The organism is Bartonella jaculi (genome assembly GCF_039543045.1).
GTDB lineage: Bacteria > Pseudomonadota > Alphaproteobacteria > Rhizobiales > Rhizobiaceae > Bartonella > Bartonella jaculi.
Map to the genome: position 1 here is coordinate 68192 of NZ_BAABIZ010000006.1, position 12991 is coordinate 81182.

The following is a 12991-nucleotide window of genomic DNA, read 5'->3' on the forward strand; positions in this document are numbered from 1 at the left end:
CACCAAAAACAGAATATCTAACGGTTCATTAAAATGAAATGATCATATAGAATAGACGAATAGTAGAAAACAGCCAAGGTCAATGAAAGCCTTTTATAGCATTTAAGGAATATTTAATGCCAGAAATTATTTTTAACGGTCCCGCAGGTCGACTTGAAGGGCGTTATCAACCTTCACAACAAAAAAATGCGCCAATTGCGATTATTTTGCATCCTCATCCCCAATTTGGTGGAACAATGAACAATAAAATTGTTTATGACCTCTTCTATATGTTCCAACAACGTGGTTTTACTACATTGCGTTTTAACTTTCGTGGTATCGGACGCAGCCAAGGCGAATTTGATTATGGAATAGGAGAACTTTCAGATGCCGCTGCTGCACTCGATTGGGTGCAAACACAGCATCCCGATTCTAAAAATTGCTGGGTAGCTGGATATTCATTTGGTGCTTGGATTGGTATGCAGCTTTTAATGCGCCGACCTGAAATTGAGGGCTTTATATCCGTTGCTCCGCAGCCCAATATTTATGACTTTTCATTTCTTGCCCCTTGTCCTTCCTCTGGGCTTATAATTCACGGTGATATTGATAAGGTCGCTCCCCAAAAAGATGTTCAAATACTCGTAGATAAATTAAAAACGCAAAAAGGAATCACCATTACACAGGAAATATTAGAGGGTGCTAACCACTTTTTTAGCGGGTGCACTCAGGAGCTTATTGAACGATGTGCACAATATTTGGATAATCAGATTACAAGTGAATTCCTAGCACCTCCACCTGAAATATTGTCACTTACTTAAAAGTGTTGGAAATTTATAAAAAAGGAAAAAACATTCTGATAACAGATATGCAGCTTATTTTTCAGTATTTTTTATAAGTTTCTTTCATCTTACCTGCTTTTTAAAAATAGAAAATATGTTCGCTCATATCAATGAAAGCCGTCTAAAGTATAAAAGCTAGAGAATCTCTTTGTTGCCTTTTATTCTCGATAGTGTGCGTTCACTTGTGAAATGTGCTTCATTTATGGTAGAGAGAGCATTAACCATCCAATATAAACAAATACAATATTATTTAGGAAACAAAATCCGTGCTTGCCTTTAAATCTGATTTTTTACACATTATGAACGAACGTGGTTTTGTCCACCAAATTTCGGATGAAAAAGGTTTAGATGATCTTTTTTCAAAAGAAACTGTAAGCGCCTATATTGGATTTGATCCTACAGCATCAAGTCTACATGCTGGAAGTCTTCTTCAAATTATGATGCTTTATTGGTTACAAAAAACCGGTCATCGCCCCATTGCTTTGATGGGTGGAGGAACAGGATTGATCGGTGATCCTTCCTTCAAAGATGAAGCACGACGCCTTCTGACACAAGATGATATTTCTGCAAACATCGCTGGAATTAAAAAAGTATTTGCTAACTATTTAACATTCGGTGATAAAGAAACCGATGCATGCATTGTCAATAATGCTGAATGGTTGTGCGATTTAAACTATTTGGAATTTTTGCGCGACGTAGGAAAGCATTTTTCCGTCAACCGTATGTTGTCATTTGATTCTGTCAGACTGAGACTTGAGCGCGAACATTCTTTATCGTTCCTAGAATTTAATTATATGATTCTGCAAGCTTATGACTTTGTTGAACTTTATAAGCGCTATGGTCTCCGTATGCAAATGGGTGGCTCTGATCAATGGGGCAATATTGTTAACGGAATCGAGTTAGGACATCGTTTAGGAACAGCACAGTTATATGCATTAACTTCACCGTTGCTGACAACGTCTTCCGGCGCCAAAATGGGTAAATCATTGAACGGCGCTGTATGGCTGAATGCTGATATGCTCTCACCTTACCAATTTTGGCAATATTGGCGCAACACAGAAGATGCCGATGTTACACGATTTTTAAAGCTTTATACAACATTGCCAATGAATGAGATTCTCAAACTTTCTACATTGCAAGGAACTGAAATTAACGAAGCAAAAAAAATTCTTGCAACAGAAATTACAGCAATGTTACACGGACGCGATTTTGCGAATGCAGCAGCAGAAACCGCCCGTAAAACTTTTGAAGAAAAAACACACGGAGTAAATCTTCCAACTGTTGAAATTAATGCTGCAGAATTAAAAACAGGTGCTGGATTGCTGGCTCTTCTTGTTCAGGCAGGGCTTGCCAAATCGAATAGTGAGGCACGCCGACATGTTCAAGGTGGTGGTGTACGCGTCAATGATCAAATTGTTGAGAACGAAAAGCAGCTTATTCTTGAAAAAGATGTCAACGCAGCAGGAATGATTAAACTTTCTTTCGGTAAGAAAAAACATGTTTTAATGAAACCGCTATAATATCTATCGATGATTTTTTTCTCATGCTATCATTTTTTTACATCCATTTGATGCGCAATGTTTATGTTTCTCACGCTTAGTTTGGTTTTCTCAATTCAATCCTTATGATATTATAATGGGACCCTGTATGACAGATAAATGCGAGACAATTATAATTCTAGAAAGTTGAAGTGTTGTTTCTATGATTTATTATCGTTCTGTATTCCTATACACAATGCTTACGCAAAAAAGAAAGACACAACAATGATAAAACAGATGAAAGGCTCCCCTGCTCCTAATTTCGATTTACCATGTGATGGTGGAGGTAGATTACGTCTTTCTGACCTTCAAGGAAAATCCGTTGTTTTATATTTTTATCCTAAAGATGACACCAGTGGGTGCATGAGTGAAGCGCTCGATTTTACACGTTTAAAAACAAAATTCGATGAAATTGAGGTAGTTATTATTGGAATATCTCCAGATAATGTTGAAAAACATGATAAATTCAAAATGAAACATGGACTTGATATTATCCTTGTTTCTGATGAAGAAAAAACGACACTTCAAGCTTATGGTGTTTGGGTTGAAAAAAGTATGTATGGACGCAAATATATGGGGGTTGAACGAAGCACTTTTCTGATTGATTCAACTGGAACAATAGCTGAAGAATGGCGTAAAGTGAGCGTATCTGGACACGCTGAAAATGTTTTAGCTGCTGCCACACTTTTACATCGTAATGGGTCATAAACTTAGTGATACAATGCGTTTAGAAAAAGCAAAATCGCCCTCTCCAGTTGGCTCTATTTTGCCAACTGATGAAGCTTGGTATAGAAATTAACAAACCCAAAAATAAATCTGCACAATTTAAAGAATATTGTGTGTGATCAATCAATATCTTCAATTTCTTGATCTTTTCCGTAAACGCGTCGAGCAAGTGCTGCCTCTATAAACGCATCTAAATTGCCATTAAGTACCGATTGCGGATCAGTGTTTTCGACGCCTGTACGTAAATCTTTGACAAGCTGATAGGGTTGAAGAACATAAGATCTAATTTGATGCCCCCATCCGATCTCTGTTTTAGATGCTTCAACGGCACTCGTTTCTTCTTCTCTTTTTTTAAGCTCTTCTTCATAAAGCCGTGCACGCAACATAGACCAAGCAGTTGCGCGATTTTTATGTTGAGAACGCTCTGTTTGACATTGGACAACAATACCTGTTTTTATATGTGTAATGCGAACAGCAGAATCTGTTGTATTGACATGTTGCCCTCCAGCCCCTGATGCACGATATGTATCAATACGAACATCTGCCTCTGAAACATCAACTTCAATATTATCATCAATGACTGGGTAAATCCAAATGCTTGCGAAAGAAGTATGACGCTTCGCATTTGAATCAAATGGTGAGATGCGTACCAAACGATGAACACCTGATTCTGTTTTCAACATACCATAAGCGTTATGCCCTTTTACAAGAAGAGTTGCTGACTTTATCCCTGCTTCTTCTCCATCGTGAATTTCTAATAGCTCAACCTTCATTTTATGCTGTTCAGCCCAGCGCGTATACATGCGTAACAGCATAGAAGCCCAATCTTGGCTTTCCGTACCTCCTGCTCCAGCATGAACTTCTAGATAAGTATCATTCGGATCTGCTTCTCCTGAAAGAAGCACATCAATTTGCTTTTTATCTATCTCATTCTTAAGATTACGTATTGAATTTTCTGCATCAGTGATAATTTCCATATCACTTTCCTCTTCGCCCATCGCGATTAATTCAATGCACTCTTCAAGTGTTTTTGTAAATGATCGAATATTATTGATTGAATCATCAAGATGCTGACGCTCACGCATCATATCTTGCGCTTGTTGCGCATTATCCCAAAGAGTTGGATCTTCTGCTTTTTGATTGAGATATTCGAGACGTTTTAGTGACTGATCCCAGTCAAAGATGCCCCCTTAGCAACTTAATTGCCTTTTGGATTTCATCAACTAATGTTTCCATTTCTGCTCGCATAATTTAACACCACAGCCTTTATTTTTTACATTCTTTTTAGGTTATGCTTTTGGGCATTTTATACAAATATAATAATTGTAAAAATAGATGACGCAGCCTCACCAATCTCTTTAGTCTAGCTACACTATGAAAAAATAGATAAAAGTTCACTCCGCCATTTATCTTAAAAAAGATTCTCGTTGATTAATACAGCCCACCAGTACCACTTTCAAGAGCCTTATTGACCTGTGGAGAGGTCGTTCCTAAAGGAATACCTTCTTGAAAAGAATCCGTGCTACCGATTACCTGATATATATCGGCAGGTCCAGTTCCTGGCTTAAATGCTTCTATAATGACATCATGATCCCCTCTTTCCGCAAGCATGCCTGTCTTACGATTAATCGGCATTAAAACCATCCCCTCTGGCATTTTAAATGGCACATCGGGTTTTCCTTTTAGAGCTTCTGCCATAAATTCACCAAAAATAGGTGCAGCCAATGAACTTCCTGTTCCGTTGTACCCTAACGGTGCGGGTTGGTCGTAACCAACAAAAACACCAACGACAAGATCAGGAGTGAACCCCATAAACCACACATCTTTAGAATCATTAGTGGTTCCTGTTTTAGCAGCCATATGTCGATTGAGAAAACGCAAACGTGCAGCTGTACCACGCTGAACAACTCCTTCCATCATTGATGTAATCTGATAAGCTGTCATAGGATCAAGAACTTGATCTCGCTCATCAATCAATGTTGGCTCACTTTGATTGTTCCACGCCTGAGCATGACAATTTTCACAGATACGATCATCATGACGGTAAATCGTTTTCCCATAACGATCTTGTATTCTATCTATCAAAGAAGGATTAATAGAGCGCCCCCCATTAGCAATAACTGAATAAGCTGTAACCATTCGTAAAACTGTTGTTTCGCCAGCTCCTAAAGCCATGGGAAGATAAGGCTGCAATTTATCTACAATACCAAAACGCTCTGCATATTCAGCGACAAGAGGCATTCCCATATCATAGGCAAGTCGTATTGTCATAAGATTGCGAGAATGTTCAATGCCATAACGCAGCGTTGAAGGCCCTGCAAATGTACCACCATAATTTTTAGGTTGCCAAATCTCACCATTAAATTGACGAATTTCAATGGGACCATCTAGAATAACTGATGCTGGTGTATATCCATTATCGAGTGCTGCTGCATATACAAAAGGCTTAAAAGCAGAACCAGGTTGACGATAGGCTTGTGTTGCACGATTAAATTCAGATGCAGCAAAAGAGAACCCTCCCACCATCGCAAGAACACGCCCTGTATGAGGTTCCATAGCAACAACTGCACCTTCAACTTTTGGGATTTGTTGTAAACGATAAGTGTTGTTTGTATTTGATACTTTTTCAACAAAAATGACATCTCCAACTTGCAGGACATGAGATAAATTCTGAACAGTTCTTCGATATCCATTTTCTTTTACAATATGTAATGCCCACTTTGAATCGGCTTCAGATAAAACAGCTGTTTCCCGTTTTGTTGATAATAAACCTGAAGCTTCGCGCTGTGGCTGTAAACCAATCTCTACTTTATTAGCGTTCGCAGAAAGAACAACAGCTAAGCGCCATTCAGGAACATCGCTTAACCCTGTGATATTTGCAAGTTCTATACCCCAATCATCTTTCTTATCAATGTGCTCATAAGCTCCACGCCATCCTTGTGTATGATCAAATTTAATTAACCCATTACGTAAAGCACGCTGAGCAAGCAGTTGCAAATGCGGATCAAGGGTTGTACGAATTGATAATCCACCTTCGTAAAGTATTTTAGCTCCATAACGATGCATTAAACGGCGACGCACTTCTTCAGTAAAATAATCAGCAGCAAAAACATAACTATCACTACCGCGTAGTGCTGCTCCTAGGGGCTCCGCTTTAGCTTTTTCACCCTGTTCACGCGTTACATACCCATTTGCAACCATCCGATCTATAACCCAATTGCGCCGATTAATAGCGCGTTGTGTATTTTTGAATGGGTCATAATTTGCTGGACCTTTTGGAAGAGCAGCCAAAAAAGCGCACTGTTCTAATGTAAGATCATTGACGGATTTATTGAAATAAGTCAAAGAAGCTGCCGCAATACCATAAGTGCCACGGCCGAGATAAATTTCATTAAGATAAAGCTCGAGAATATGATCTTTCGAATAGGTCTTCTCAATACGCATCGCAAGAATAGCTTCCTTTAATTTTCGCTCTAATGTTGTCTCAGAACTTAAAAGAAAGTTTTTAGCGACTTGTTGTGTAATAGTTGACGCCCCTTCTGGACGTTTTCCAGAACCAATATTACGGATATTATTGATCAAAGCTCTCGAAAGCCCTTCCGGATCTAAACCGAAATGGTGATAAAAATTTTTATCCTCGGCTGAAATAAAAGCATCTTTAAGAAGCTTTGGTATTGACTGAATGGGTAAATAGAGGCGATGTTTTGTTGCAAATTCCGCCATAAGGCTACCATCAGCAGCATGGACGCGTGTCATCACAGGTGGTTCATAGAGCGAAAGAACTTCATAATCAGGAAGTGCACTCATCTGCTCCTTTGCTATCGCCCCCTGTATCATTGCTCCCCAGAGCCCAACAGCAACAACAAAACTAAGAAGATATCTAAAAAAAATCATCATTGAAACGGTTATCGCTTTCTTCAGAATTGATCAAAGAAAAGGTACGTTATCTCATCAGCACCAGACGGGTATCGTCACTAGATCGAGATAAGAAAAAATGTTTTCTATCTTTTACTATTTATACTAGAAGCTCATATCGATACTCTATTTTTCCACAAATTTAAAGAGGCTGTATAATTTTCTGCCTAGACTCAGCAAATTGACGAACAGAATGAGCGATAGAAGCAGCCATTTGTTTCCTCCATTGAGGATTATTTAATAATTTTTCATCCTCTTTATTTGATAAATAGCCTACCTCTATCAAGACAGAGGGTATATCTGGAGCTTTTAAAACTTGAAAATCAGCATAGCGATGAGGGTTATTTATCAAATTGATATTATTCTTTGATAAATTTGCAATAATACTATTAGCAAAATTAACCGAAAATGTATGCGTTTCACGTCGGGCCAGATCGATCAAAATATCTGTCACTTCAAGCGATTCTTCTGCGGGTAAACCGTCAAGCAAATCAACCTTATTTTCACTTTCAGCTAAGGATTTTGCAATTGCATCAGATGCCTTGTCCGATATGGTATAGACTGTAGCACCACGAAGAGAATGCACATCAATGGTATCCGCATGAATCGATATAAAAAGATCAGCACCAAATTCTTGTGCCTTTTTAACTCTTTCGCTTAATCTTAAAAAAACATCAGAATCGCGTGTCAATGTAACGATGGTATGAGGGTCTTTTTTTAATTCATCTCGCAATGCATATGCGAAGGCGAGTGTTACATCTTTCTCTAAAATTCCAGTACCCCCGCGCGCACCACCATCAATCCCTCCATGCCCAGGATCAAGAACAACACGAAAATCACGTGTTAAACTTATCTGTGTTTTTGTATTGGAAATAGCTTTTTGTTGGTTTTTTAATATCTCATCAAACTTTTTTTGTGTGCTTTGAGTAATATCAATCAGAAGTTGCCACAAACCATTCTCTAATTTTTGTATCGTACTTTTTTCAACAACAAAAGCAATTTTGCTCGTCAAAATAATGCGCGAAGTCCGTATATCAGAGAAACTGTAACGCACGTCTGATAACATACTTGATAATGTATTTTGTTTCTTAAAAGGCGTATTCTGCGCTGAAAAATCAACTGTAGGTAAATTAATAACCAAACGTGCTGGGCTATCCAAAATCTGCAATCGAATATTTGGTTCAGCATTAAAGACCGCAATAATACGTGTGCGTGTATTATCACCAATGGTCCGCAAATTGACAAGTTTTAAGGCATCTGCAGCTTGAATATGTGCTGGGAATACTACGACTAATAACAATAATAAATAATACGTGAAGTGCCAAATAACATTCCAAGAGGCAGCTTTCAGCTTTTTGGTCGAAACCCTTTTTATCATAAGTAAAATACTCTATTCTACATTAACAACATTTCGTCTCAATCGTATAAAAGTAATACAACGAATTTATGCTCTATTTTTCAATAAATGCTGAATCTTTCAAGCGTAACAAAAAAAAACAAAATTAAGGCAATAAAGACATTATAATGGCATACATTGATATTGTTACTTGCCAAAAGCATGATATCAACATAAAAGAACACTTACGCTTTCCTAGACGATAATGGCCATCTGAATTTATTTGTAGTCTATATTAAGTTGTCTTTAGAAGGTTTGTTGCATGTTACACATAGAGGCTTTTCATAGATAAAAAATCTTTATGTCAGAGAACTAGGATTGCGTTATTTAAGATTCGCTGGTTCGGATATCCGAGCTATTTTAGAGATTGTTTTGCCGGAGACTTACAAAAATTATGAGTCATACAAAACAGATGGAGATGATAATGAAAAATGCTGTAAGTGCAACCATGCATCTACACGTAGCGCCCCATTCTGTTTTGCTGGTACCCCCCTTTTATGGCAGACAGCCCTTTATGTTTACGAATAGCCATACTGTTTGTTTGAATAAAGTTGCGTATGTCGCCTTCAGGATTTTAACTTATGTCAAACAAAATGCTTATAGATGCCTCCCACCCAGAGGAAACACGTGTTGTTGTTGTTCACGGCAACAAAATTGAAGAACTTGATTTTGAATCAGAACATAAAAAGCAGCTCAAGGGCAATATTTATCTAGCACGTATTACGCGCGTGGAACCATCTCTTCAAGCTGCTTTTGTCGAATATGGTGGTAATCGCCACGGTTTTTTGACGTTTTCTGAAATTCATCCCGATTATTATCAAATTCCTATTGCTGATCGCCTTGCTCTTCTTGAAGAAGAGGAAAAGGCTGCTGTGGGAGAAAATCATGTAGATACTCCCATTGAAGAAACAAATAAAAATAAAAAACGCTCCAGAAAAACAAAAAATGAAAAAAATAGCATCATGGCAGTGGATGTTGAAAACGATATCACATCCGCTGTAATAACAACCGATGATGCAGAAGAAGCATTTACAGATGTTTCTCACGAAGAAATCGAAATGGTTGGTGCAGAAGATGCACGCGAAGAACTCCCCACCTATCAGCGTAAACAAGGGCGTCAATATAAAATTCAAGAAGTGATTAAACGGCGTCAAATTTTGTTGGTACAAGTCATTAAAGAAGAGCGTGGCAATAAAGGCGCCGCACTCACAACGTATTTATCCCTAGCAGGTCGTTATTCGGTTTTAATGCCCAATACAGCACGCGGTGGTGGTATTTCACGAAAAATTACCAATATACAAGATCGCAAACGCCTTAAAGAAATTGTAAAAGAATTAGCAGTTCCTAAGGGTATGGGAGTTATCCTGCGTACCGCTGGAGCAAATAGAACAAAAGCTGAGATTAAACGCGATTATGAATATCTCACGCGGTTATGGGATACGGTTCGCACTTTGACACTCAAATCAACAGCACCTTGCCTTGTCCATGAAGAAAGTAATCTTATAAAACGTTCTATACGGGATCTTTATAATAAGAATATCAATGAAATTCTTGTTTCTGGTGACCAAGGATATCGTGAAGCAAAGGACTTCATGCGTATGCTTATGCCAAGTCATGCAAAAGTTGTGCAACCTTATCGCGATCCTGTCCCTATTTTTGCGCGAAATAATATCGAAATTCAACTTGATAAAATGTTACACCCCCAAGTTTCTTTAAAATCTGGTGGTTATCTTGTTATCAATCAAACAGAAGCGCTTGTGGCTATTGATGTAAATTCTGGCCGGTCCACCAAAGAACTTTCTGTCGAAAAAACAGCATTGCAAACCAATCTTGAAGCGGCAGAGGAAATAGCACGTCAATTACGCTTACGTGATCTCGCTGGTTTAATTGTGATTGATTTCATCGATATGCTTGAAGATCGCAATGTTCGGATGGTCGAAAAAAAGTTGAAAGATTGTTTGAAAAACGATCGTGCCCGTATTCAAGTTGGACACATTTCACATTTCGGCCTTCTGGAAATGAGTCGTCAACGTATTCGTATATCGGTTTTAGAAAGTACAACACAACCTTGTCCGCATTGCGCTGGAACAGGAAATATCCGTTCTGAATCATCAATTGCTTTACATGTTATGCGCTCAATTGAAGAATATCTACTTCATAATCCGCAACATAATATTACTGTGCGCACACCCGTAACAACAGCACTTTATGTATTAAATCATAAACGCAATATTCTTGTTAATCTAGAGGCACGCTTTAAGCTTAATATTAGTATTGAAGCAGACGATAGCATTGGAACGCAACATCTTATTATTTCTAAGGGCACAATAGCGGAAACAATTTCTCAACCTGCATTAATCTTTGAAGATGACAGTAAAGAAGAAATTGAAGATGCAATCTTAATAGAGAGCGAACCTATCGAAGATACAACACCCGTTGAAAAAAAACAGAAACGTCGACGTAAAAATCGTCAAAGTGAGATTGATAGCAATTCTCTCTCCACCGATCATAAAAAAGACGATACAAATGATGATTTCCGTCGTCGGGGACGTCGTCGGGGACGTCGTGGTGGTCGCCGTAATCAGGATAATAATTTTTATCAACATCGTATTCCTTATGCAGAACCAGTGGGAGATTTTGCGAAGCAGGCCTTAGAAGAAATCAAAGCAGAACACCGCCAACGCCGTGTTCAAACTCCTAAGCCTAAGCCTGTAGAACCTGTAGAATTTGAAGAAATAAAAAGCGATACACAACACCAAACTATACAACAAGATGAAGCTGTAAAAGTTGATACAGTTGCTAAACCTAAAAAGCGTAGAGTGCGTTCTTCAAAAACAGTGCAAAATAAACAAATTCTTGAAAACGGTCAGAATGTAGAAACACCAGAACCTTTGGAAGAAAAATCTACAGCCAGCTCGGTACATAAAGTTAAAACAAAAAAAGTGGATAAATCTGCTGATAAAGGAGAGGAAAAAACGCCCCCAACTGGTAAAAAATCCACACGTAAAACACGCAAAAAATCACCCTCTAAAGAAACAATGCAAACAAAAGAATCATCAGAGGAAAAAACTGTAATAGAAAAAAGCGTCGAGCCAACTTCCTCCAAAATTGAAGAGCCAGACAACCAACCTGTTGTTATATCATCAATGCCTGACGAGGCTCCTAAAACTCAGCGTGTTGGTTGGTGGAAACGCAGGACTCTTTCTAAAAGTTAAGCGTAAAAAAAACCGCCATATACTTTGTGGCGGTTTAAATTAAGCAAACATAGAAAATGCTTCAAGAATGCTCTTCTATGTCGCGTATTTATTACTGTTGCTTAGCTTTTTCTTGCTCAGCCCGCATACGATCTTCAATCTCCTTTTGCTTTGATTGAATGGCTTGTTGCAGTTTTATTTGTTCTTGTTGAAAATCTTTTTCCTCCATACCAGGACCGGTGTAAGCAGCTGTAAATCCATTAAGAGAAAATTCAATAGGGTTAGCTGAGCCACGGAAATTAGTTGTGGTTACAACCATTTTTGAACCACTTTTCATAGCAGCAATGAGCTTATCATCTAAGACATCATTGGCAATACAGCTTGGCCCATTACAAATAATATAAGGAATTTTTTTAGAGAAATCATCTCCAATTTGAATATGAACCCCTTCTGGCAAAAAACGACCTGTAGGCACCTGAATGCCTATACGTCTTTCATTTTGTTTCCCTTTTATTTCAACAAGATTAAAAGCCGTCAAAGGTTGTCCAGTATTTGATACAACAGTGTTCATTGTATTACAAATATCAACATCATGCTGCTTACTACAAACCTTGTACCAACCTTGAGATAAAGTTTGTGCATTCGCAGGAATATGGGTGGTAAGAAAAAGAGAAACGGCTCCAGCTAATACTGAAACAGCAAAATAGACATTTTTATGCGACATGATTAAGTTAATCCTTTCAACGCGCTTTTACAATACCCCCAACATGAGGAATATTCAATATAATTTCAATCAAGTATCTTAAAACAAACCAATGAAACGACACCTCTCATATGCCTCTTACTTCAATATAAAGAGAAAAGTCAAATTTCGAGAAAGAAAGCTATAAAAAGCTAGTTGAACCTTTATAGACTCATGTATACTTCCCCCTTTTATCCATTGGCTTTTTATAAAACTTATACATAAGATACCATAGTGCAATGGAATGAGATAAGATTGCACAAATGAAGCAATATTGCAATATAATTAAAGTAAACTTCTATGTAATTCTTTAACTCTTATGATCTTATCATTTTCTTTACATTTATAATTATTCTTTTAAGTTATCGAGCTCTGATACTTGATATATAGTAATGCATGTAATTCTAAAATTTTTGGACAATTTTTATTATTTTCCTTATATATATTTTTTATTAGAGTTATATTAGAAAATTTTAAAATTAATCTGTTTCGCTCCTTATAGAACTTTCAGGTTTTATATGATAAATTAATGTTTTAGAAATATTTATTATATTATTTAACAATAATAAATTCTCTATTATATAATACAGTTTTTAAAATAATTTTTAATGAGAAAATTATATATATTAATTTTAAACTTATAACTTATCTGTAAGAAATAG

General features: G+C 37.4%; 8 protein-coding genes. 4 read left to right on the forward strand and 4 right to left on the reverse strand.

All coding sequences use genetic code 11. The annotated features are described in order from the left end of the window. The first annotated feature begins 116 nt into the window (after positions 1-116). The 3 genes from ABD915_RS04145 to ABD915_RS04155 all read left to right on the forward strand — a co-directional run bounded on the left by ABD915_RS04145 (position 117) and on the right by ABD915_RS04155 (position 3064). Positions 117-797, forward strand: coding sequence for an alpha/beta hydrolase (locus ABD915_RS04145; protein WP_345115556.1), 681 nt, complete (start codon positions 117-119; stop codon positions 795-797). A 287-nt stretch (positions 798-1084) separates the two neighbouring features. After that, a complete protein-coding gene (gene tyrS / locus ABD915_RS04150; protein ID WP_345115558.1) occupies positions 1085-2338 on the forward strand; it encodes a tyrosine--tRNA ligase in 1254 nt (417 codons plus the stop codon). 243 nt (positions 2339-2581) lie between these two features. Then, a complete protein-coding gene (locus tag ABD915_RS04155; RefSeq protein WP_345115560.1) occupies positions 2582-3064 on the forward strand; it encodes a peroxiredoxin in 483 nt (160 codons plus the stop codon). A 137-nt stretch (positions 3065-3201) separates the two neighbouring features. Here the strand turns inward: ABD915_RS04155 and prfB are convergent. The 3 genes from prfB to ABD915_RS04170 all read right to left on the reverse strand — a co-directional run bounded on the left by prfB (position 3202) and on the right by ABD915_RS04170 (position 8375). Further along, a protein-coding gene (gene prfB / locus ABD915_RS04160; RefSeq protein ID WP_345115563.1) for a peptide chain release factor 2 occupies positions 3202-4330 on the reverse strand; the annotation gives its coding sequence in 2 pieces (ribosomal slippage) (positions 3202-4260 and positions 4262-4330; 1128 coding nt in all). 183 nt (positions 4331-4513) lie between these two features. Beyond that, positions 4514-6979, reverse strand: coding sequence for a penicillin-binding protein 1A (locus ABD915_RS04165; RefSeq protein WP_345115566.1), 2466 nt, complete (start codon positions 6977-6979; stop codon positions 4514-4516). A gap of 160 nt (positions 6980-7139) precedes the next feature. Next, positions 7140-8375: an N-acetylmuramoyl-L-alanine amidase gene (locus ABD915_RS04170; RefSeq protein WP_345115568.1), complete on the reverse strand. Its 1236-nt coding sequence runs from the start codon at positions 8373-8375 to the stop codon at positions 7140-7142. 599 nt (positions 8376-8974) lie between these two features. Here ABD915_RS04170 and ABD915_RS04175 point away from each other — a divergent pair. Further along, complete coding sequence (locus tag ABD915_RS04175; RefSeq protein WP_345115571.1) at positions 8975-11608, forward strand: Rne/Rng family ribonuclease; 2634 nt, start codon at positions 8975-8977, stop codon at positions 11606-11608. A gap of 91 nt (positions 11609-11699) precedes the next feature. Here the strand turns inward: ABD915_RS04175 and ABD915_RS04180 are convergent, their stop codons facing one another. After that, positions 11700-12311, reverse strand: a complete 612-nt coding sequence (locus tag ABD915_RS04180; protein WP_345115574.1) for an invasion associated locus B family protein — start codon at positions 12309-12311, stop codon at positions 11700-11702. Positions 12312-12991 lie beyond the last annotated feature (680 nt).